Raw genomic sequence first — 20937 nt, 5'->3', positions numbered from 1 at the left:
ACCCGGCGCCACGTCGGGCGGCTGGTCAGGCAGATCGGTGGCGTGCGGCGGCGCATCGGGCCGCCGCGTCACGCGCGCGAGTGCCGCCTTGCCGGGCACCAGCACGTCGGTCAGAACGGGAATGTCGAACTCGTTGTGGGCGTCGGGCATGCTGGCTCCAGGCGCGACTAGCCGCCTTGCTTGTAGTTGTTCAGCGCGTAGCCGCGATCGCGATAGAACCGGTAACGGTCGCGGCCGGCGGCCAGCTCGTCGGGCGTGTTGCCGACCACCTCCAGCAACCGGGCGAACCGCGCGAACTGCGCGGGCACCTCGGCGCCGAGGTTCAGCACCACGCCGTCGTGCGGCGCATGGGACAGATCGGTCGTCAGCACGATCGGCGTCTGCGACGCCTGCGGGCTGTCGACCGAGCAGTGCGGAATGAAATCGAGCGGCGAAAACGTCCAGAGCCGCTCGTCGAGCGCGCGCAGGCGCGCCGGATCCGCGCAGACGACCACGGGTTGCCCCGCCAGGTACGCCTTGCGCAGCAACCGGCACGCATACGCGAGCGAATCGCCGACGTTCGAATGGAAGTCGATTCGTGTCATCGCGCGCTCCGCCCGGCCCAGGCCGGGCTGCTCGTCACGGCTTCGCTCACGCGCCGGCGCGGTCGATCAGGAACTGCGACAGCAGCGGCACCGGACGGCCCGTGGCGCCCTTCGCCGCGCCGCTCTTCCAGGCCGTGCCGGCGATGTCGAGGTGGGCCCACGGATAGGCTTCGGTGAAGCGCGACAGGAAGCAGGCCGCGGTCACGCTGCCGCCCGGACGGCCGCCGATATTGGCGAGATCCGCGAAGTTCGACTTCAGTTGCTCCTGATATTCGTCTTCGATCGGCAGGCGCCAGGCCGGATCGCCTGCTTCGCGCGAGGCGTCGAGCAGCTCGCCCGCCAGCGCGTCGTCGGTCGAGAACAGGCCGCTGTTGTGGTGGCCCAGCGCGATGATGCAGGCGCCCGTCAGCGTCGCGACGTCGATCACGGCGGCCGGCTTGAAGCGCTCGGCGTAGGTCAGCGCGTCGCAGAGGATCAGGCGGCCTTCGGCGTCGGTGTTGAGCACCTCGATCGTCAAGCCCTTCATGCTCGTGACGATGTCGCCCGGCTTGGTGGCCAGACCCGACGGCATGTTCTCGCAGGTCGGCACGATCGCGACGACGTTGAGCTTCAGCCCCATTTCGGCCACGGCGCGCATCGTGCCGAGCACCGAACCGGCGCCGCACATGTCGTACTTCATCTCGTCCATGCCCTCGCCCGGCTTCAGCGAGATGCCGCCCGTGTCGAACGTGATGCCCTTGCCGACCAGCACCACCGGCGCGGCCTTCGCGCCCGCGCCCTGGTAGTGCAGCACGATGAACTGCGGCGGTTCGACCGAGCCGCGCGCCACCGACAGGAACGACCCCATCTTCAGCGCCTGGATCTGCTTGAGGCCCAGCACCTCGGCCTTCAGGCCGAAATCCTTGGCCAGTTGCTTGGCGGTGTTCGCCAGATAGGTGGGGGTGCAGACATTGCCGGGCAGATTGCCGAGGTCGCGCGTCAGATCCATGCCGTTGGCGATCGCCACGGCCTGCTTCAGCGCGGTCTTGGCGGCCTTCTCGTCGGTGGTGTCGACGCTGAACACGATGCGCTTGAGCGTGGCCGGCGCGGGCTCGGCCTTGCTCTTCATCTGCGTGAAACGGTAGGTTTCGTTGCGCAGCGCGAGGATCGCGGCGCGCACGCTCCAATCGGCGCCGCGGTCGGTCACCGGCAGTTGCGCGAGCGTGAACGTGACCTGCGCGATGCGGGTGGCGAGCAGCGCGCGCCAGGCGGCGCGGGTGGCGTCCTGGTAGGCCTTCTGGCCGAACGCATCCTGCTTGCCGAGGCCCACCAGCAGCACGCGCGACGCGCCGATTCCCTGGACTTCATGCAGGAACAGCGTCTTGCCGGCCTTGCCGTCCATGTCGCCGGCCTTGACGATGCGCGACAGCAGGCCCTTGGTGGCCTCGTCGATGTCGAGCGCGGCGCCGGACAACGTCTGCGATTCGAACACGCCGATCACGACGCAGTCGGACTTGCCGGTCAGGAACCCCTTGGATGCACCTTTGCTCCAATCAAAGCCTTTTATGCTAAAGTCCATCGCGCTTGTCCTCGGATAAAATCTGGGCTATGTGGGTGAAAGCCGCAATTATCCGCTATTTTTCCCGTGGCGGCGCGCGCTCCCGCCCCTCCCCGCCTTCTTCGCCTCAAACATGATCTTCGAACGCTCCCTCCGGCGCGAGCTGGCGTATACAGCCGGCGCTGTATTCATGGTGCTGCTCACGATCATGCTGACGTCGATGATGATCCGCATCGTCGGCTACGCAGCGTCCGGTCAGGTCAGCCCCAAGGACGTGCTCGTGCTGATCGGCCTCACCGTGATCGGCTACCTCGCGATGATCCTCGTCGGCACGCTGTTCGTGTCGATCCTGATCGTGCTCACGCGCTGGTACAAGGATTCCGAAATGGTGGTCTGGCTCGCCTCCGGCGTGAGCCTGACGCGCCTCATCAAGCCGATCGGCGTGTTCGCCACGCCGCTCGTGCTGCTGATCGCGTTCTTCGCCTTCGTCGGCTGGCCCTGGTCGAACCAGCAGAGCAAGCTGATCAAGGCGCGCTTCCAGCAGCGCGACGAAGTCTCGCTGCTCGCGCCCGGCCAGTTCCGCGAATCGCCCTCGACCAACCGCGTGTTCTTCATCGAGAAGATGACGCCCGATCAGGCCAAGGTGCAGAACGTGTTCGTCACGACCACCGAGGCCGACAAGGTCAACGTGGTGGTCTCGCAAACGGGCCACACGCAAACCGCGCCCAACGGCGACCGCTTCATCGTGCTGGAGAACGGCCGGCGCTACGACGGCGTGCCGGGCCAGCCGAACTTCAAGATCATGCAGTTCGAGCGCTACGGCGTGAAGATCCAGAGCAAGGCGGTGGTCACCCAGCCCACCACCACGAGCACGCCCACGCTCGAGCTGCTGCGCAATCCGACCAACGAGAACCTGGCCGAATTCGCCTGGCGCGCCGGCCTGCCGCTGATCGCGATCAACCTGATGATCCTGGCGATACCGCTCGCCTACCAGAACCCGCGGCGCGGCCGCACCGTGAATCTCGTGATGGCCGTGCTGATCTATCTGACCTATTCGAACCTGCTCAACGTGATGCAATCGCAGATCGAGCGCGGCAAGCTGCCGTTCGCGGTCGGCCTGATCGTGCTGCACCTGGCGGTGGCCGGCGTGGTGGCGTTCCTGTTCTGGATGCGCGTGCGCAACCGGCCGCTGATCTCGCGGGCCACGTTCCGCCGGGGGAACTGACCGATGCGGCTCTACGAAAAGTACTTCGCGCGGCAGATCTACCTGACCTTCGTCTTCGTGCTGTTCGCGTTCTCGGGTCTGTTCTTCTTCTTCGACCTGATCAGCGAGCTGAACTCGGTCGGCCACGGCACCTACAACTTCGGCTACGCGGTGCTGCGCGTGGCGCTGCAAACACCGTCGCGCTTCTACGAAATCATCCCGGTCGCGGCGCTGATCAGCTCGATCTACGTGTTCGCGCAGATGGCCGCGAACTCCGAATTCACGATCTTCCGCGTGTCGGGCCTCGCGACCAACCAGGCGCTGCGCTCGCTGCTGAAGATCGGCGTGCCGCTCGTGATCGCCACCTACCTGATCGGCGAATTCGTCGGCCCGTACACGGATCAGCTGTCCGAGCGCGTGCGGCTTGAGGCGCTCGGCTCGTCGGTGTCGTCCGATTTCGCCTCGGGCGTGTGGGTCAAGGACACGCTCACGGCGCGCGACAACGGCGAGCCGGTCACGCGCTTCGTCAACGTCGGCACGCTGTCGCCCGATTCGACCGTGCGCAACGTGCGGATCTACGAGTTCGATTCGAAATTCCAGCTGCAGAACGTGCGGATCGCCAAGGCGGGCCGCTACGCGCCGCCGGGGCACTGGCTGCTGACCGACGTCACCGACACCCAGCTCACGCCGATCGTGCCGGCCGCGAACGGCCCGCAGGACGCGCTGAACCCGGTCTACCGTTCGGAACAGGTGTCGATGCCGCAGTATTCGCTGCGCTCGGATCTCACGCCGCAGATCCTCTCGGTGCTGCTGGTGTCGCCGGAGCGGATGTCGATCTTCAATTTGTTCCGTTACATTCAACACTTGCGCGAGAACCAGCAGGACACGCAGCGCTACGACATCGCACTGTGGCGCAAGCTGCTCTACCCGTTCGCGGTGTTCGTGATGCTGGTGCTGTCGCTGCCGTTCGCCTACCTGCACACGCGTGCGGGCGTGGTGGGCGTGAAGGTGTTCGGCGGCATCATGCTCGGCATGAGCTTCCAGCTCTTCAACACGCTGTTCTCGCATATCGGCACGCTGAATACCTGGCCCGCGCCGCTCACGGCGGCGCTTCCTGGCCTGATCTACCTCGCGCTCGGGCTGTTCGCGCTGAAGTGGGTCGACCGCCACTGATCGACAAGGAGGGAAGATGAGCAAACACGGGATCATTCTGTTCGGACACGGTTCGCGCGACCCGCGCTGGATGGAGCCCTTCGAGCGGCTCGCCGAGCGCGTACGCGCCACGCACACGAGCGGTCCCGTCGCGCTCGCCTTCCTGGAACTGATGCCGCCCGAACTCGAAGAGGCGATCGCCGCCCACGTCACGGCCGGCTGCGCGACCATCACCGTGGTGCCGGTATTCGTCGGCCAGGGCGGCCATGTGCGCCGCGATCTGCCCGAGATCATCGAGGCCTGCCGCGCCGCGCATCCGAATGTCGAGATCCGCAGCGCGTCGGCCATCGGCGAGGACGATTCGGTGCTCGACGCCATCGCGCGCTACTGCGTGCAGCAAGCGCACGCCTGATCGCGCTGCCGCGCAGGCGGTACACGCACCATGAAAAACGCCGGCTCGAAAGCCGGCGTTTTGCTTTGCGGGGCAGCCCGTGCCGCTGCGTGCGAAGCTCAGGCCGCGTTGCGGATCGCGCCGCCTTCGCCTGCCCCACCTTCACGCTCACCTTCGCCGTCCGCCGCCTCGCGCCCGCGCTCGGCGAACGCATTGCCGATCATCAGCAGGCTCGGCTGCGACGCATCGAGCCAGGCCTGCGCCTCGCCCGCGGCCATGCGCGCCAGCGTCAGCGCGAAGCTGCGCTCGCGCGGCGTGCTGCACGCCTCGACGATCGCCACCGGCGTCTCGCCCGGGCGGCCCGCGTCGATCAGTTGCTGGGCGATGCCGGGCGCGCTGTCGCGGCCCATGTAGAACACCAGCGAATCGGCGTTGACCTGCTCACGGATCTCGTCGCTGCCCGGCGCACGACTCTGGGTGGCGAACGCCACGCTGCGCGACACGCCGCGCAGCGTCAGCGAGCGCTTGAGCGTCGCGGCGCTGGCCAGCGCGGCCGTGATGCCCGGCACCACGTCGTACTCGATGCCGGCCGCTTCCAGCGCGCGTATTTCCTCGTCGGCGCGGCCGAACAGCATCGGATCGCCGCCCTTCAGACGCACCACGATCGCGTGTTCGCGCGCGGCGTCCACGATCTGCTTGTTGATGAACTGCTGCGCCGACGAGCGCTGCCCGCAGCGCTTGCCCACCGCGATACGGCGCGCGGTCGGCGCGTAGTCGAGCATCTCCGGCTCGACCAGCGCGTCGTGCAGCACCACGTCGGCCTGCGCGAGCAGCCGTGCGCCGCGAACCGTGATGAGGTCCGCCGCGCCCGGCCCTGCGCCAATCAGATACACCTTGCCCATAAGCTCTTCGTCGGTTGTTCGCCGCCGGCGGCGAGGCGCGCAAGGCGCCCCGCTACCGGCGGTACGGACCTCAGGCGGAGTACGCGCGGATCATGCCGGCGGCCACCGTGTGGTGCGTCGCCTCGTCGATCAGCACGAACGCGCCGGTGCCCGGATGCGCATCGTAGGTATCGCAGACGATCGGCTTTTGCAGCGTCAGCGCCACGCGGCCGATGTCGTTCATCTTCAGATCCTGACGGTCGGTGGCATGCGACAGCGTGTGCACGTCGAGCACCTGCTTGACCGCGCCGATCTTCGTGAACACCGTGTTGGTCGTCTGCTTCAACAGATACTTGCGTTGCGGCGACAGCGGCGTCTCGTCGAACCAGCACAGATCGGCCTCGAGCTTCTTGGCCGGTTCGATGCGCTGCGCGTTCGGCACGAACACGTCGCCGCGCGACACGTCGACATCCTCGGCCAGGCGGATCGTGACGGTCTGCCCGGCGAACGCGGATTCTACCGCAGCCGTGCCGCCCGGCACCGGCGCGACGATCTCGGCCACCGTGGCCGTGCGGCCCGACGGCAGCACCGCGATCTCGTCGCCCACCTTCACTTCGCCCGCTTCGACGCGGCCCATGTAGCCGCGGAAATCGTCGGCCGAGCTGCCGTCCTGGCGCGCCACCCACTGCACCGGGAAGCGCAGCGCGTCGCCGCCGTCGATCGCCACCGGCAGCGATTCGAGCAGGTCGAGCAGCGGCTCGCCCGCGTACCACGGCATGCTGTCCGACAGCGTGACGATGTTGTCGCCCTTGAGCGCCGACACCGGCACGAAGCTGACGTCCTTCAGCCCCAGTTGCTGCGCGAGCGCCACGTAGGCGTCGCGGATCAGGTTGAAGGTGGCTTCCGAATATTCGACCAGATCCATCTTGTTGATCGCGACGATCACGTGCTGCAGGCCGAGCAGCTTGACGATCGCGCTGTGGCGCTTGGTCTGCGGCAGCAGTTGCGTGACGCCGTTCTCGACCGTCACGCGCGTCGCGTCGACCAGGATGATCGCGGCGTGCGCCGTGGACGCGCCGGTCACCATGTTGCGCGTGTACTGCTCGTGGCCAGGCGTGTCGGCGATGATGAACTTGCGCTTGGCGGTCGCGAAATAGCGGTACGCGACGTCGATCGTGATGCCCTGCTCGCGCTCGGCTTCAAGGCCGTCGGTCAGCAGCGCGAGGTCGAGCTCGTCGCCGACCGTGCGCTTGTTCTTCGCGCGCGACAGCGCCGAAAGCTGATCCGACAGCACGGCCTTGCTGTCGTACAGCAGGCGGCCGATCAGCGTGCTCTTGCCGTCGTCGACGCTGCCTGCCGTGATGAATCGCAACACGCCGAGGTCTTCGTGGTTCTCGATGATGCTCATGATGTTCTCTGTCCTCGCGTGCTTCAGAAATAACCTTGCTTCTTGCGCTGTTCCATCGCGGCTTCCGACGCCTGGTCGTCCATCCGCGTCGCGCCGCGCTCGGTGATCTCGGTCACGGCGGTTTCGGCGATGATCTTCTCGACGTTGTCGGCGTCGCTGGACACCGGGCAGGTGCAGCTGATGTCGCCGACGGTGCGGAAGCGCACCAGCGCCTGTTCGCTGGTCTCGCCCTCGAGCATCGGCGTGAGCGGCGTGACCGGCACCAGCAGGCCGTTGCGGCGGACGATCTCGCGATGATGCGCGAAGTAGATCGACGGCAGTTCGAGGTTCTCGCGCGCGATGTACTGCCACACGTCGAGTTCGGTCCAGTTCGAGATCGGGAACACGCGCAGGTGCTCGCCCTTGTGCAGGCGCGCGTTGTAGAGGCTCCAGAGCTCGGGGCGCTGCGCCTTCGGATCCCATTGGCCGAATTCGTCGCGGAACGAGAAGATCCGTTCCTTCGCACGCGCCTTTTCCTCGTCGCGGCGCGCGCCGCCGATCAGCGCCGTGTAGCCGTGCTGCTCGATGGTTTCGAGCAGCGTGACGGCCTGGGCCGCATTGCGCGAATCGTTTTCGCGGCGCAGCACCACGGTGCCGCGCTTGATCGAATCCTCGACATGGCCCACCACGAGTTCGGCGCCGATTTCCTTGACGCGGCGATCGCGGAAGTCGATCACTTCCTCGTAGTTGTGGCCGGTGTCGACGTGCACCAGCGGAAACGGCAGCGAGGTCTTGCGGCCGGCGCCCAGGCCGAACGCCTTCAGCGCGAGATGCAGCACGACGACCGAATCCTTGCCGGCCGAGAACAGCAGGGCCGGCTTGCTGCATTCGGCCACCAGTTCGCGCAGGATATGGATCGACTCGGCCTCGAGCCAGTCGAGATGGCCCATCCGGCTGGCGGTGCCGGCGGGCGGTGCGGATTGTTCGAGCGTCGTGCTCATGGTGTCAGTCCTTACTGGGTTGCTGGCCGTCCGTCATGGCGGACGGCGCCGTTCTGTATCGTTCGTGCTGCCGGGCCGTTGCGTCGATGTCGAGCGCGTCAGGCGCTCGCGCCGCGGTTCGGCAATTCGGAAACCGGGGCGGCCGTCACATGCAGGCCGCACTCCTTGCTGTCGCGCGATTCCCACCACCAGCGGCCCGCGCGGCTGTCCTCGCCGGGGCGGATCGCCCGCGTGCACGGCTCGCAGCCGATGCTCGGGTAGCCGCGCGCGTGCAGCGGGTTGACCGGCACGTCGAAGGCCTTCAGATACGCCCACACGTCGTCCTCGGTCCAGTCGGCGAGCGGGTTGTACTTGGCGATGCCGCGCGCGTCGTCCTGCTCTTCCTCGTGCAGCTCGGCACGCGTGACCGACTGCTCGCGGCGCTGGCCCGTGACCCACGCCTCGACGCCGGACAGCGCGCGGTTCAGCGGCTCCACCTTGCGGATGTGGCAGCACGACTTGCGCAGCTCGACGCTTTCGTAGAACGCGTTCAGGCCGTGCTCGGCGACGTATTGATCGATCGCATCCTGCTGCGGATGGAACTGCTCGATCTCGTAGCCGTAGCGCTCGCGCACGCGGTCGATCATGCCGAGCGTTTCCGCGTGCAGCCGGCCGGTATTCAGCGAGAAGATGCCGATCGCGACGCCCTTCGACAGAATGGCGTGCGTCACCAGCATGTCCTCGGCCGCCAGGCTGCTCGCGAACTTGACGCGCGGATGACGCTCGGCGATCGACGCGAGCAGCGCGTCGAGCCGGGCGACCTTCGCGCTCAGTTCGGGCGTGAGGGCTGCGCTCATGCGTTCACCTGTCCGGCGGCGCGGCGGCGGAACAGCGGCACGGCGTCGTCCACCGCGCCCTGGTAGCGTTCCGAGAACTCCGTGAACGCCGCGAGCGCGTCGTGCGGATCGCGGTCGGCACGCACCGCGAACGCGTCGAAGCCGCAACGCGACAGGTAATTGAGCTGGTCGCGCAGCACGTCGCCGATCGCGCGCAGCTCGCCCGTCCAGCCGTAGCGGTTGCGCAGCAGGTGCGCCGTGCTGTAGCCGCGGCCGTCGCCGAAGCGCGGAAAATCGACGGCGATCACCGTCAGCTTGTCGAAGTCGGCCACCACGTCGGCCGGTTCGCTGTCCGGCGCGAGCCACACGCCGAGTTCGTCCTTGCCGCGCGAGGCGGCCAGTGCGTCGCGCGACGCCTGCCAGTAGGCCAGCGGCACCAGCAGCTTGCCGGCCGGCAGCGCGTCCACGTCGGGCAGCACGCCGTCTTCGCCGGCCCGCACGACCTGCCATGCGTCGTCGATCACGGCGCGGTTCTTGATAATCGAAGCCATCTGCTAATTCCTCGTTGCTTACGCGTGGGCCGGCTGGCGGGCTGCGTACACGCGTTCCTTGAACGGCGCGAGACCGATGCGCTGGTACGTCTCGATGAAGCGTTCGCCGTCGATGCGCGATTCGACGAACGTATCCACCAGCTTGGTGATCACGTCCGGCACTTCATGCGCCGAGAACGACGGGCCGATCACGCGGCCGAGCTTCAGGCCGTCCGCGCCGGTGCCCTGTTCGCCGCCGAGCGAGATCTGGTACCACTCGGAACCGTCCTTGTCGACGCCGAGGATGCCGATGTTGCCGACGTGATGGTGACCGCACGAGTTCATGCAACCCGAGATGTTCAGCGACAGGTCGCCGAGGTCGTACACGTAATCGAGATCGTCGAAGCGATCCTGGATCGCCTGCGCGATCGGCAGCGACTTCGCGTTCGCCAGCGAGCAGAAATCGCCGCCCGGGCACGCGATGATGTCGGTCAGCAGGCCGATGTTCGCCGCGCCGAAGCCCACCGCCTTGGCCTTTTCCCACAGCGCGAACAGGTCGCGCTTCTTGACGTTGGCGAGAATCAGGTTCTGCTCGTGCGACACGCGCAGTTCGCCGAGCGAGAACTGATCGGCCCAGTCGGCCACGGCTTCCATCTGCGCGTCGGTCGCATCGCCCGGCGCCACGTTGTGCGGCTTCAGCGACAGCGTGACGGCCGCGTAGCCCGACACCTTGTGCGGCGCGACGTTGCGCTCGACCCAGCGCGCGAACGCCTTGCTCTCGAGCAGATGCTGTTCGTACGAGGCATCCGTGTCGGCCAGCTTGTCGTAGACGGGCGGCGCGAAGAACTGCGAGACGCGATCCACTTCGGCCTGCGTCAGCGTCGACGGGCCGTCCTTCAGGTGTTGCCACTCTTCCTCGACCTGCTGCGAGAACTTCTCCGGCGACAGCGCCTTGACGAGGATCTTGATCCGCGCCTTGTAGAGGTTGTCGCGGCGGCCGAAGCGGTTGTACACGCGCAGCACGGCTTCGCAATAGGTCAGCAGGTGCTGCCACGGCAGGTTTTCGCGGATGATCGCGCCGACGATCGGCGTACGGCCCAGGCCGCCGCCGGCCAGGATGCTCGCGACCACCTGGCCGTTCGCGTCGTGCGACAGGTACACGCCGAGATCGTGCATCTGCACGGCCGCGCGGTCCACCTTCGAGCCGGACACGGCGATCTTGAACTTGCGCGGCAGCCAGGCGAATTCCGGATGGAACGTCGACCATTGACGCAGGATTTCCGACCACGGACGCGGATCGATCACTTCGTCCTGGGCGACGCCGGCGAACTGGTCGGCCGTGATGTTGCGGATGCAGTTGCCCGAGGTCTGGATGCCGTGCATCTGAACCGACGCGAGCTTTTCGAGAATTTCGGGCGCTTCCTCGAGCTTGATCCAGTTGTACTGGATGTTCGAGCGCGTCGAGAAGTGGCCGTAGCCGCGGTCGTGTTCGCGGGCGATGCGGGCCAGCATGCGGAGCTGATCGCTGCGCAGGTTGCCGTACGGAATCGCGATCCGGTGCATGTAGGCGTGGCGCTGCATGTACAGGCCGTTCTGCAGGCGCAGCGGCTTGAATTCGTCTTCGCTCAATTCGCCCGACAGCCGGCGGCGCACTTGATCGCGGAACTGCGCGACGCGTTCGTCGACGATCGTCTGGTCGTACTGGTCGTACTGATACATTCGGGGACCCCAGGGTTTCGTGTTGACCGCACGACGTCCTAGCCACGCCGTGCCTGAATTCCGTACCGCCTGCACCCGACCCGCCAGCCGTCTAGCCTCGGCCCTGTCAGTTGCTAATGACGAATACAGCTATCCATATTTGAAAAACCAAGGTGAATCGTAATAAACTCGCCTTATATTTCAAACGACTAAAAAATTCTGTCCATATGCGGAAGGGTTATATATGAACCTGCACCAATTTCGTTTCGTGCGCGAGGCCGTCCGCCAGAATTTCAATCTCACCGAGGCGGCCAAGGCGCTGTTTACGTCGCAGCCGGGCGTCTCGAAGGCCATCATCGAGCTCGAGGACGAGCTCGGCGTGGAGATCTTCACGCGGCACGGCAAGCGCGTGCGCTCGCTGACCGAACCCGGACGCATCATTCTCGCCTCGGTCGAGCGGATCCTGCAGGAAGTCGAAAGCCTGAAAAGGGTCGGAAAGGATTATGCCGCGCAGGATCAGGGCAACCTGACCATCGCCGCCACCCACACCCAGGCGCGCTACTCGCTGCCGGGCGCGATCGCCGAATTCAAGAAGCGCTTCCCGAAGGTGCATCTTTCGATCCTGCAGGGCAGCCCCACGCAGGTCGCCGAGATGGTGATCCACGACCAGGCCGATCTCGCGATCGCGACCGAGGCGATCGCCGACTACAAGGAACTGGTGTCGCTGCCGTGCTTCCAGTGGCATCACGCGGCCGTCGTGCCGGCCGACCATCCGCTGCTGGAGCGCCGGCCGCCGTCGCTCGACGATCTCGCGCAATACCCGCTGATCACCTACGACGACGCGTTCGCCGGCCGCAAGAAGATCAACCACGCGTTCGCGCTGCGCGGGCTGTCGCCCGACATCGTGCTCGAGGCGATCGACGCCGACGTGATCAAGACTTACGTGGAGCTGGGGCTGGGCGTCGGCATCCTGGCCGACATCGCGTTCAATCCCGAGCGCGATCGCAACCTGCGCGCGATCCCGGTCGGGCATCTGTTCGGCAGCAACGTCACGCGCGTGGCGCTCAAGCAGGGCGCATATCTGCGCGGCTATGTGTATACGCTGGTCGAATTGCTGTCGCCCACGCTGAACCGCAAGCTGATCGAGCAGGCGCTCAAGGGCGAGGCGGAATCGTACGAGCTGTGAGGCGGCGGCTTGCGGACGATCCGCCGACCGTTCGCATCGATGGAAAGGGCGGTGCGCTGCTTGCCCGCCGCGGCGATTTCCGCCATAATTCGCGTTTCGCCTGCGCGCAATCGCACGCGCAAGGTCTGCATTCTCTGCCCAGGTGGTGAAACTGGTAGACGCAGGGGACTCAAAATCCCCCGCCGCAAGGCGTGCCGGTTCGATTCCGGCCCTGGGCACCAGACATTCGCTTCGGAATCCATTCCGGCGCACCTCAAAACCCGTGTCGATCCAACGATCGCCGCGGGTTTTTCATTTGTGGCCGCGGTTTGCACGGCCGGCGTCGCGCCCTCCTGACACCCCGGCTCACCTCGCCTGCCGACGCCATCGGAAAAATTCTTAAAACACCCCATCCGATCGTCTGATTCCTCTCCGGGAAAAACCAGATTTTCCCCACCAGCGCACATGCGCATATCACCCAACCTTACACTTTGCCCACTCAATCAATTTTTGTCGCGCGTGGAATGTCCGGCCCTCGCACCGCTCCTTGCGCGCCTCCCGATCATGCCGAATACACACATCCCCATCGCGGGCGATCTCGCCCTTCCCGGCTGGCACGCATTGCGTACGGTCACGTTCGGGGGAGCCTGGGCGCTCGCCGGTCATGCCGCCGACCCTCATCCGTCGTTCGTGCGCGCGACCTGCCGCGCCGCATTCGCATCGTTTGTCGGCGCGGCCAATCGGTCGCAACCGGCGACAAACGCAGCGCCCATGGCATTCCATCGGGCGCCGGGCGGCATCTCGCCGCGCGAAAAGCGCCTCGCCGCCTGTTGGACCATCGGCGCACTCGGCGTGCTGGGCGGCCTCGTGTTCGGCACCTTGCGCAGCAACGAAAAGCCACTCGAATATGTCGTGCCGGTGCAGCCTGTCGCGACCAGCGCCAAGCCGCTCGCCGCGCTGGCGGCCGTCACGACGCCCAGCGAGCGCGGTAAGGCAGCCCCCTCGGCCAAGGTCGCGTCGGTCAAGCCCGACACCCCGGCCCACACCGCGCCAGCCAAGAAAGCCCCCACTCACAAGCCATCACACGCCGTGTCACACCACGCCAAGCCGCACCACGCGGCGGCTGCACACCCCAAGCGCAGCTACGCGGTCCCGCTTGCCGGAAAAGCGCTGGAAAAACAGCGCGCGCACCGGGCGGCACACGCGCCTGGCGTTGCCTCGCCGCAAGGCGATGCGCGCGCAATGCATGATCGAGAAGCGCTGCGTGTGCAACGCTGGCACGAGATCGGTGCGATGCAGGGAGCCGCACCTCATCGGGCGAATGTGTCATCGGCACAGCGCTCGGCCAACGTATCGAATAACGGCCAGCCGCATACGGCAAACCCACAACCCGCTGCGGCGCAAACCTTCCTGCATCCGGTATCTCGCCCCCGCCCGGCGCCGCGCATCGCCCAACTCGCCCAACTCAACGAGCCGCACAGATCGACGCCCCATGTGCAGGAACGGCTGGCACCGCTGCAAAGCCAAACGCCGGCGATTCTCGTCGCAACGCCGGGCACCAGCGTGCCGGCTGTCGTTCAAGCCCCCGCTGCAGCCACGTCCGGGCACATCGAAATCGTGATCGGCAAAGCAACCGTGCGCATCGAAGGCGATGTCGACCCCATCGTGTTGCGGCACGTGCTGGAGGCGTTGCCCGCCTGACGCATCCCGCTATCGGCAAACAGCACGGGCAAAACCGAAAAGCGTCGCCCATGCGATCGCACATCGGTTCACGCAACCGGCTCCCGATCGCTTCGAAACCGCGTTGCACTTCTCTCTGAACCGCCATGAGCCGATCGTTAGTCGTCGACATCGAAGAGGTATTCGCCACGCCATCGCTGCCGTGGCGCCCAGGGCTGTCGTTGGGCCGCGAGCGGACGATGCTCGCCTCATGCAATCCGCCGCAGGCACACCGCTATCGGGTGCAACTGCTGACGCAATGCATCGACGTCCGGGAGCCTCTCCTGAACGTCACGGGCCCTGAGCCGCTGTCGGCACCTACTTGTGCGTCCGCAGTTGCCCCAGCGGCCAAGCAGCAGCGCACGGCGAACGCCGCTTCATGGCCGCATGCCTTGACACTCGCCACGGTGCTTGGCCTCATCGGCTTGTTGGCGATACCGTCGCATCTTGAAGCGTCATGCCTGCCGCCGATCCTGCTTATCGGCTCGCAGCCGGCCTCATCGCCGCCGCCACCGTCTCGCACCCCAACGGAAACCGGGCAGTGGCATGCAACGGTACCCGTGACAGCGCCGCAACCGAAGCCGTCACGCAGCGCGACGCATCGCACGACCCAACCGCGGCGGGTCAAACCGGTCTCAACACATACGGCCAAGGCCTTGCGGGCAAGCTCGCCGCGTCGCACAGTCAAGCCACGACGTATCAAGCCGGCCCACACACACGCGGCCAACCTCCGGCGGGCACGCACACCACATCACACGGCCCAAGCACGACGCATCAAGCCAGCCTCCACACACTCGGCGAACCTCCGGCGGCCAAACTCGCCACATCACACCAGCACACCGCGGCACATCAAACCGGCGTCAGACTGTATGGCTCACGCTCAGCGCGCACACGCCCCATATCCGCGAAACAACCTGAAAATCGGCACGCGCCTGAAACGTCCGCGGGTACGCGTCACGTTGTCACCCATCCGTTTCGCTTCGTTCGATACGATGGCGCAGCAATACGCCTCTCCCTCGGTCATCCGCCCGGCGGTAGCTCGCCCCCAGGTCGATTGGATGTCGCAGATGACGCAACGGCGCATCACGGACGACCGTCACTTTCTGCCATGATCCGGCGCACGCGGGGCACGACGGGATAGCAAAACGACGCACGCCCCGATCCGGTAACCGGATGTCGGGGCAGCCATACAACGCATCGGGTGTGAAAACAGTTCAGACAGGCTTTTCGGCAGGCAGCGTTCTCACGCTCTTCGGATGTGGATTGTTTGATGGGTCGAATGCACGAAAGGCTTCCCGTTCGATGCGTTGTGCAACGTCGATTTCGTCTCGCAGGAAGTCGAGCCACGTGCGGATCTTCGCATCGATATAGTGCCGCGACGAATACACTGCGGAGATGGTACGAGTAGACGAACGGTATTCAGGCATCACACGCACAATGTCACCGGCACGCATCGCCGGGATAGCGGAATAGACCGGCAGGATCCCGATGCCCATCCCCTCGCGAATCGCAACGGCCGTCGCTTCATATGTATTCACGCGAAACGGCGCGGCTTTCACGGACACATTGGCCTTGCCGCCAGGCCCGACCAACTCCCACTCCCCCGATCCCTCCGCCACCGCTCCGGACGTCACATAGCTATGGGTGGCGAGATCTGCCGGACGACGCGGCACGCCGTGCGTCGCGAGATACGCCGGCGAAGCGCACAGCACGCCGAACGTTTCACCTAACCGGACGCCAACAAGGCTCGAATTCGGCAACTCGCCGCCAACCAGCACCGACACATCGAGGCCTTCATCGATCAAACCTGGCGAGCGCTGCGACAACGTCAATTCGATCTGCACGTCCGGATAACGCTGGCGATATTTTGCAACGGCCGGCACCAGATAATGTTGGCCGAAACTGACCGCACAATGCACGCGCAACCAACCGCTCGGATTGATGCTGGCCTCGCGCGCCTCGGCCTCTGCCTCGTCGATGGATCCGAGTATCGTCTGGCAACGCTGCAGATAGCGCTCGCCGGCTTCGGTCGCAACGATGCGACGCGTGGTGCGATTGAGCAGACGGGTTTGCAGATAGGCCTCAAGCGCAGCCACGGCGCGCGATACCTGAGGAATCGTTGTATTCAACTGGCGGGCCGCTGCGGTAAAACTTTTCGCATTCGCGACGCAGGCGAAAATGCGCATATTCTGCAGCTTGTTTTGCATGCTTCACTTCCGATAACGAATGACGCTCATCAATGGCACATCCGATGTCCGATTCCGCAGGCGATATCCCGGCAGACAATTTTCACACGAACATGAACCATGCGGCGCCCAACACAGAAACACTAGGACAACTGATTATTATCCGGTGAACTCGATGTCGAAATCACACGGCCACGAACACCACGAGAAATCCTCGAAATGAGGTTATTGAGTGCGCCGATCCGTCAGGAGAACAAGCGCTTGGCAGCCGTCAGCAACTCGACCGAGTTTCGCGCGCCGAGCTTTTTCATAGCCGCTTTCTTTTGCGCGCTGATGGTTTTGCAACTGCGTCGGCGCACGGCCGCGATTTCCGTGACGGTCATGCCGCTCGACCACATGCGCATGACTTCGAGCTCGCGCAAGGACAAATCCACCAGGCTGCCATTGCCATAACCGGTGCCGCCCGAGCCGAACCGCTGCAGCACGATCGATGAGGTTTCCGAATCGAAATATTTGCTGCCGCCAATCACTTTCCGGATGATCTTGGCCAGATCGATCAGATCCTCGCTGCCCTTGCGGATAAAGCCATCGGCGCCGAGTTCGACAACGCGCGCCACCATGGCGAATTGATCCAACGTGGACGTGAAGATAGTACGAATCTCAGGATAGGTACGCAGAATGCGCTCAACCATTTGCAGGCCGTCGGGTTGAGAATCGTTCGAGAAGTTGTAGTCGCAAACGAGCAGATCGCAAGAAGTGCGATTCAATTGCGCATACAGTTCTTCCACCGAGCTGGCGGTGCCGACGATATCGATGTCGTGTTCGTCTTCGAGCAGACGGGACAGCCCGTAACGCAGGACAGGCTGGCGATCGGCAATGATCACGCGGATGGGGGCCGTGCAGGCGCGCCCCGGTTCGGTCATGCCCTTGATGAAAGTTTGCATTTGCATGTTATTACCCTTAATGTGCGGCATGCACGCCGGACATCGAACAATCGATCTCCTGACTGATCTCGTGCCGATGCCGATCCGTTGTGCCGCCTTGTTTTCGACGCATTGCTTAGGACAGATCCTAACTTTTGCTCGATGGATTCTTAGGACAGCTTCCCCACAGAATCTGCCATACTGCCCCGCAGCAACTGACGGGAAATCAGACTGCATGCCACTGAATAAAACCCTCCATCAGAAACGCCGGATTGGTTTCGTGGTGTTCGATGGCGAACTGTTCATGGACGTGATCGGGCCGCTCGAGGTCTTCTCCGTCGCCACCGCCTGTCTGGCCGGACAAGGCCGCGCCAATGCCGGCTACGAAGTCGAATTGATTGCATCGAAGCCCGGGCCGGTCACGAGCTCGTCGGGTCTCACGCTCTATGCCGAGCGCGGTTTTTCGGACACCGATCTGGAGCGCTACGACACCTTGATCGTCGGCGGATCGGGCAACATGTCCGTCATCGAAGACACCGCCCGCACGCTGCGCCGCTGGTTCACCGATGCCGACGGCAAGGTCCGGCGCATCGTCTCCACCTGCACCGGCACTTTCTTTCTGGCCGAAGCCGGCCTGCTTGACGGCCGCCGCGCCGTCACGCACTGGCGCGAATGCGATCGGCTCGCGGAGCGCTATCCGCACGTGCTCGTGGATCGGGATCCGGTCTTCATCAAGGATGGGGCGGTTTATACGTCGGCCGGCGTGACGGCCGGCCTCGATCTCGCACTTGCGCTCGTCGAGGAGGATTTCGGCCGCAAGATCTCGCTGGCCGTGGCGCGCCTGTTCGTGATGTTCCTGAAGCGCCCGGGCGGGCAATCCCAGTTCAGTGCGCTGCTCAACGCGCAGATGGTGGAAACCGATCCGATCAGCCAGGTGCAGCAGTGGCTGCTCGCGAATCTCGATCAGAACCTGACCATCGAAACGCTGGCCGAACGCGCCGCGATGAGCCCGCGCAATTTCGCCCGCGTGTTCACGCGTGCAACCGGCTCGACGCCCGCCGAATTCGTGATTCGCGCACGCGTCGAAGCGGTCAAGCGTTGCCTGGAAGATTCGAACGATTCGCTGCTGCTGATTTCCGAGCGCTGCGGTTTCGGCAGCACCGAAACCTTGCGACGCAATTTCCAGCGCCACGTGGGCGTGAGCCCGCTCGACTACCGGGCGCGCTTTCGATAAAGCACGCTCGGCATGCGGCTCACGACAACAGCTTGCCCGCCACGGCCAGCAACTCGACGGCGTTGCGCACGCCGAGTTTCTTCATCGCATTGGCCTTCTGCGCGCTGATCGTGTTCTTGCTGCGTTTGCGCAGCGCCGCGATTTCGGTGATGGTCAGCCCCTTCGCCCACATCCGCATCACTTCGACTTCACGCGCCGACAAGCCGGCCACGCCACCGCACCCCACGCTTGCGCCGAGGCTGCCGCTTCGCAGCGACACGCTCGCCGCATCGAATTCGAAATGACGCGCGCCGCCCTGCACCTTGTGGATCAACGCGGCCACATCCATCAGATCCTCGCCGTATTTGCGTACGAACGCATGCGCGCCGAGCTTGAAGATGCGGCTGACGACCGGCACCTGGGCGCGCATCGACATGAAGATCGTTCTGGCTTCCGGATACGAACGCACGATGCGCTCGACCAGTTGCAAACCATCCGGATGGACATCGTCGCCGAAGTGGCAATCGCAGATCAGCGTGCAACGGGGATAGTGTTCGAGCGCCACGTAGATATCTCGCACCGCGCCGACCGATGCGACCACGGCGATCGCCGACTCTCTTTCCAGCAATCGCATCAGGCTGTACCGCATCACGGGGAAACGATCGGCGATCACCACGTCGATGCGTTGCGCCGCCTCGAAGGACGGCTCACACCGATCCATTTCCGATCCCTCGTGTTTCTCGTATATCGACCGTGCGTGCATGATTATTGTCGGCTTTGCGCCCTGCCGTGATGACGGCCAACCCCGCGTGGCAAGGCTGCGCATGCTCAGAAAATTAACGTTTGAATCATAGGCAGGCAGCACGAAATTTTCGGACAAGCTTCACACGAAAACTGCCAGCGACACGCGGTGGGCTGACGCGCGGCTTGTTACAATGCGCGCGCCATGAACCTCGAATCCATCCTTTTCTCCCAGGGCTTCGGCTCGCGCCGCCAGTGCCGCGCGCTCGTCGACGCGGGCCGCGTGTCGATCGGCGGCGCAACCTGCGACGACGCCGATGCGACGTTCGACACGGCGGGCCTCGATTTCGACGTGGACGGCACCCGCTGGCCCTATCGCGAACACGCCTATCTCGCGCTGAACAAGCCGGCCGGCTACGAATGCTCGCGCGATCCCCAGCATCACTTGAGTGTCTTCTCGCTGCTGCCGGCGCCGTTCGCGGCACGCGGCGTGCAATGCGTCGGCCGGCTCGATCAGGACACCACGGGGCTGCTGCTGCTGTCCGACGACGGCCAGTTCGTTCACGCCTATACCTCGCCCAAACGCAAGGTGCCGAAAACCTACGTGGCCGAGGTCAAGCACGCGCTCGACGACGTGCAGCTCGCGGCATTGCGCGGCGGCGTGCTGCTGCATGGCGAACCGAAACCGATCGCGGCGGTCGCGGCGAACGCGCGTGCCGAGCGCTCGCTCGAACTGACCGTGCTCGAAGGCAAGTATCACCAGGTCAAACGGATGGTGGCCGCCTCGGGCAATCGCGTCGAGGCGTTGCATCGCGAGCGGATCGGCGGCTACGCATTGCCGGTCGATCTCGCACCGGGCGCATGGCGCTGGCTCGATCGGGCCGAGCTCGACGCGCTGCGCGCGCCGCCCGCGGCCGGCTGAACCGGCCACGCCGCCCCGCGCGGCCGAAGCGTTGCGCGCACCCGACGGTGTCGCCGCATCGCAGCATGGACGTCCACCGTTCCGTCGCTATACTCGAATCACAACGATAAAAAACGAGCAAACCGCGAGGTTCAGGGGAAGATCATGAACGTCAATAGTCCGATCGAACTGTCAACCATGATGTTGATATTCGCCGTGATGGGCGCAATCGCCATCGGCGCGGCGCTGGCCGTCATGCGCCTGCGACATAAATACGATCCCAACCTGATTGGTGCGCTGATCGGCGCCCTGCTCTGTTTCATGCTGATCGAGGCGCTGCCCGCGATCATCTGAGCGAGCCGAGTTCGCTGTCGGGCGAAATCGTGGCCAGGAAATCGTCGACCGTGGGATAGCGCAGCGCCACGCGCAGTTCGCGCTTGAGCCGCCGGTTCACGAGCCGCCGCGATTCCCGCATGAACGACAACTGCACCGGTTCGAGCCGCGTTTCGGCCTCGGCGCGCGTGATGCGCGGCGGGCTGGCGCGGCCGCTGGCCTGCGCGACGCGCTCGAAATACTCGCCCATCCTCATCTCGGTGTCGTCCGAGGCGTGCACCACGCGCGCCGGCAGGCCGCGCACGGCGGCGGCCAGCAGGATGCGGGCGAGGTCGTCGGCGTGGATGTGGTTGGTGTAGACGTCGTCGGCCTCGACCAGCGCCGGCGTGCCGCGCTCCAGCCGCGCGATCGGCAGGCGGTTGGCCGCATAGATGCCTGGAATCCGCACGATCCGGGCGCTGAGCGCGCCATGCGCGGTGGCCCGCCGCAACTGCCGTTCGGCCGACACGCGCCGCACGGCGCGGGCGTTGGCCGGGCGCACCGGGCGCGTTTCGTCCACCCGCGCGCCGCCGCAAT

19 protein-coding genes, 1 tRNA gene and 1 pseudogene are annotated in these 20937 nt (G+C 65.2%); 9 read left to right on the top strand and 12 right to left on the bottom strand.

The annotated features are described in order from the left end of the window. Positions 1-167 precede the first annotated feature (167 nt). Both G3N92_RS16830 and G3N92_RS16825 read right to left on the bottom strand, forming a co-directional pair. Positions 168-584: a DNA polymerase III subunit chi gene (locus tag G3N92_RS16830; RefSeq protein WP_206128669.1), complete on the bottom strand. Its 417-nt coding sequence runs from the start codon at positions 582-584 to the stop codon at positions 168-170. 46 nt (positions 585-630) lie between these two features. Beyond that, positions 631-2142, bottom strand: a complete 1512-nt coding sequence (locus G3N92_RS16825; RefSeq protein WP_206128668.1) for a leucyl aminopeptidase — start codon at positions 2140-2142, stop codon at positions 631-633. 112 nt (positions 2143-2254) lie between these two features. On the opposite strand from G3N92_RS16825, the gene lptF reads away from it, so the two are divergent. The 3 genes from lptF to G3N92_RS16810 are packed head-to-tail and all read left to right on the top strand — an operon-like array spanning position 2255 to position 4889. Further along, positions 2255-3346: an LPS export ABC transporter permease LptF gene (gene lptF, locus G3N92_RS16820; protein WP_206128667.1), complete on the top strand. Its 1092-nt coding sequence runs from the start codon at positions 2255-2257 to the stop codon at positions 3344-3346. Between the two features lie 3 nt (positions 3347-3349). Continuing rightward, a complete protein-coding gene (gene lptG / locus G3N92_RS16815; protein WP_206128666.1) occupies positions 3350-4498 on the top strand; it encodes an LPS export ABC transporter permease LptG in 1149 nt (382 codons plus the stop codon). A 16-nt stretch (positions 4499-4514) separates the two neighbouring features. Further along, complete coding sequence (locus G3N92_RS16810; protein WP_206128665.1) at positions 4515-4889, top strand: CbiX/SirB N-terminal domain-containing protein; 375 nt, start codon at positions 4515-4517, stop codon at positions 4887-4889. Between the two features lie 98 nt (positions 4890-4987). Here G3N92_RS16810 and cobA read toward each other — a convergent pair whose 3' ends face one another. From cobA to G3N92_RS16780, 6 genes are all read right to left on the bottom strand, one after another. After that, a complete protein-coding gene (cobA, locus tag G3N92_RS16805; RefSeq protein WP_206128664.1) occupies positions 4988-5770 on the bottom strand; it encodes a uroporphyrinogen-III C-methyltransferase in 783 nt (260 codons plus the stop codon). Positions 5771-5840: 70 nt separating this feature from the next. After that, a complete protein-coding gene (locus G3N92_RS16800; protein ID WP_206128663.1) occupies positions 5841-7157 on the bottom strand; it encodes a GTP-binding protein in 1317 nt (438 codons plus the stop codon). Positions 7158-7180: 23 nt separating this feature from the next. Then, complete coding sequence (gene cysD, locus G3N92_RS16795; protein WP_206128662.1) at positions 7181-8137, bottom strand: sulfate adenylyltransferase subunit CysD; 957 nt, start codon at positions 8135-8137, stop codon at positions 7181-7183. Between the two features lie 98 nt (positions 8138-8235). Further along, a complete protein-coding gene (locus G3N92_RS16790) occupies positions 8236-8973 on the bottom strand; it encodes a phosphoadenylyl-sulfate reductase (RefSeq protein ID WP_206128661.1) in 738 nt (245 codons plus the stop codon). After that, positions 8970-9503 carry a DUF934 domain-containing protein gene (locus G3N92_RS16785; RefSeq protein ID WP_206128660.1) on the bottom strand — a complete coding sequence of 178 codons (534 nt, stop codon included), beginning with the start codon at positions 9501-9503 and terminating at the stop codon, positions 8970-8972. The genes G3N92_RS16790 and G3N92_RS16785 overlap by 4 nt, the downstream gene beginning before the upstream one ends. 18 nt (positions 9504-9521) lie before the next feature. After that, on the bottom strand, positions 9522-11201 hold the full coding sequence (locus G3N92_RS16780) for a nitrite/sulfite reductase (protein ID WP_206128659.1): 1680 nt from the start codon (positions 11199-11201) through the stop codon (positions 9522-9524). A gap of 223 nt (positions 11202-11424) precedes the next feature. On the opposite strand from G3N92_RS16780, the gene G3N92_RS16775 reads away from it, so the two are divergent. The 3 genes from G3N92_RS16775 (at position 11425) to G3N92_RS16765 (ending at position 14046) form a co-directional block, all read left to right on the top strand. Further along, positions 11425-12366 carry a CysB family HTH-type transcriptional regulator gene (locus G3N92_RS16775; protein ID WP_206128658.1) on the top strand — a complete coding sequence of 314 codons (942 nt, stop codon included), beginning with the start codon at positions 11425-11427 and terminating at the stop codon, positions 12364-12366. A 136-nt stretch (positions 12367-12502) separates the two neighbouring features. After that, positions 12503-12587: transfer RNA gene (locus G3N92_RS16770), tRNA-Leu, on the top strand. Between the two features lie 322 nt (positions 12588-12909). Continuing rightward, positions 12910-14046, top strand: coding sequence for a hypothetical protein (locus G3N92_RS16765; RefSeq protein ID WP_206128657.1), 1137 nt, complete (start codon positions 12910-12912; stop codon positions 14044-14046). A 1232-nt stretch (positions 14047-15278) separates the two neighbouring features. On the opposite strand, the gene G3N92_RS16760 is transcribed toward G3N92_RS16765, so the two are convergent. Next, on the bottom strand, positions 15279-16271 hold the full coding sequence (locus tag G3N92_RS16760; RefSeq protein ID WP_206128656.1) for a LysR family transcriptional regulator: 993 nt from the start codon (positions 16269-16271) through the stop codon (positions 15279-15281). 224 nt (positions 16272-16495) lie between these two features. Next, the gene (locus G3N92_RS16755; protein WP_206128655.1) at positions 16496-17194 is read right to left on the bottom strand and encodes a response regulator transcription factor; all 699 of its coding nucleotides are present in this window, start codon (positions 17192-17194) and stop codon (positions 16496-16498) included. Between G3N92_RS16755 and G3N92_RS16750 the strand changes: the two genes are divergently transcribed. Beyond that, a complete protein-coding gene (locus G3N92_RS16750) occupies positions 17172-18407 on the top strand; it encodes a GlxA family transcriptional regulator (protein ID WP_241014831.1) in 1236 nt (411 codons plus the stop codon). The genes G3N92_RS16755 and G3N92_RS16750 overlap by 23 nt on opposite strands. Before the next feature lie 19 nt (positions 18408-18426). Here the strand turns inward: G3N92_RS16750 and G3N92_RS16745 are convergent, their stop codons facing one another. Beyond that, positions 18427-19266: a response regulator transcription factor gene (locus tag G3N92_RS16745; RefSeq protein ID WP_206128654.1), complete on the bottom strand. Its 840-nt coding sequence runs from the start codon at positions 19264-19266 to the stop codon at positions 18427-18429. Positions 19267-19332: 66 nt separating this feature from the next. Here G3N92_RS16745 and G3N92_RS16740 point away from each other — a divergent pair, with 66 nt between their 5' ends. Continuing rightward, on the top strand, positions 19333-20049 hold the full coding sequence (locus G3N92_RS16740) for a 16S rRNA pseudouridine(516) synthase (RefSeq protein ID WP_206128653.1): 717 nt from the start codon (positions 19333-19335) through the stop codon (positions 20047-20049). Positions 20050-20193: 144 nt separating this feature from the next. Beyond that, on the top strand, positions 20194-20382 hold the full coding sequence (locus tag G3N92_RS16735) for a hypothetical protein (protein WP_206128652.1): 189 nt from the start codon (positions 20194-20196) through the stop codon (positions 20380-20382). On the opposite strand, the pseudogene G3N92_RS16730 reads toward G3N92_RS16735, so the two are convergent. After that, positions 20375-20937 (bottom strand): annotated as a pseudogene (locus G3N92_RS16730) (SDR family NAD(P)-dependent oxidoreductase); the annotation flags it as partial. The gene G3N92_RS16735 and the pseudogene G3N92_RS16730 sit on opposite strands and share 8 nt — an antisense overlap.

Source organism: Burkholderia sp. Ac-20379 (assembly GCF_017104645.1).
In the GTDB taxonomy this organism is placed as follows: Bacteria; Pseudomonadota; Gammaproteobacteria; order Burkholderiales; family Burkholderiaceae; genus Burkholderia.
This window is presented reverse-complemented; position numbering and strand designations above follow the sequence as displayed.

What these genes read in the sequence shown, in the direction of transcription:
- G3N92_RS16800 (WP_206128663.1), bottom strand. Translation starts at nt 7,157, where the DNA reads ATGAGCATCATCGAGAACCACGAAGACCTCGGCGTGTTGCGATTCATC.
- lptG (WP_206128666.1), top strand. Translation starts at nt 3,350, where the DNA reads ATGCGGCTCTACGAAAAGTACTTCGCGCGGCAGATCTACCTGACCTTC.
- G3N92_RS16750 (WP_241014831.1), top strand. Translation starts at nt 17,172, where the DNA reads ATGCCCTTGATGAAAGTTTGCATTTGCATGTTATTACCCTTAATGTGC.
- G3N92_RS16740 (WP_206128653.1), top strand. Translation starts at nt 19,333, where the DNA reads ATGAACCTCGAATCCATCCTTTTCTCCCAGGGCTTCGGCTCGCGCCGC.
- G3N92_RS16830 (WP_206128669.1), bottom strand. Translation starts at nt 584, where the DNA reads ATGACACGAATCGACTTCCATTCGAACGTCGGCGATTCGCTCGCGTAT.
- G3N92_RS16790 (WP_206128661.1), bottom strand. Translation starts at nt 8,973, where the DNA reads ATGAGCGCAGCCCTCACGCCCGAACTGAGCGCGAAGGTCGCCCGGCTC.
- G3N92_RS16780 (WP_206128659.1), bottom strand. Translation starts at nt 11,201, where the DNA reads ATGTATCAGTACGACCAGTACGACCAGACGATCGTCGACGAACGCGTC.
- G3N92_RS16760 (WP_206128656.1), bottom strand. Translation starts at nt 16,271, where the DNA reads ATGCAAAACAAGCTGCAGAATATGCGCATTTTCGCCTGCGTCGCGAAT.
- G3N92_RS16810 (WP_206128665.1), top strand. Translation starts at nt 4,515, where the DNA reads ATGAGCAAACACGGGATCATTCTGTTCGGACACGGTTCGCGCGACCCG.
- G3N92_RS16735 (WP_206128652.1), top strand. Translation starts at nt 20,194, where the DNA reads ATGAACGTCAATAGTCCGATCGAACTGTCAACCATGATGTTGATATTC.
- G3N92_RS16825 (WP_206128668.1), bottom strand. Translation starts at nt 2,142, where the DNA reads ATGGACTTTAGCATAAAAGGCTTTGATTGGAGCAAAGGTGCATCCAAG.
- G3N92_RS16785 (WP_206128660.1), bottom strand. Translation starts at nt 9,503, where the DNA reads ATGGCTTCGATTATCAAGAACCGCGCCGTGATCGACGACGCATGGCAG.
- lptF (WP_206128667.1), top strand. Translation starts at nt 2,255, where the DNA reads ATGATCTTCGAACGCTCCCTCCGGCGCGAGCTGGCGTATACAGCCGGC.
- G3N92_RS16765 (WP_206128657.1), top strand. Translation starts at nt 12,910, where the DNA reads ATGCCGAATACACACATCCCCATCGCGGGCGATCTCGCCCTTCCCGGC.
- G3N92_RS16755 (WP_206128655.1), bottom strand. Translation starts at nt 17,194, where the DNA reads ATGCAAACTTTCATCAAGGGCATGACCGAACCGGGGCGCGCCTGCACG.
- cobA (WP_206128664.1), bottom strand. Translation starts at nt 5,770, where the DNA reads ATGGGCAAGGTGTATCTGATTGGCGCAGGGCCGGGCGCGGCGGACCTC.
- G3N92_RS16775 (WP_206128658.1), top strand. Translation starts at nt 11,425, where the DNA reads ATGAACCTGCACCAATTTCGTTTCGTGCGCGAGGCCGTCCGCCAGAAT.
- cysD (WP_206128662.1), bottom strand. Translation starts at nt 8,137, where the DNA reads ATGAGCACGACGCTCGAACAATCCGCACCGCCCGCCGGCACCGCCAGC.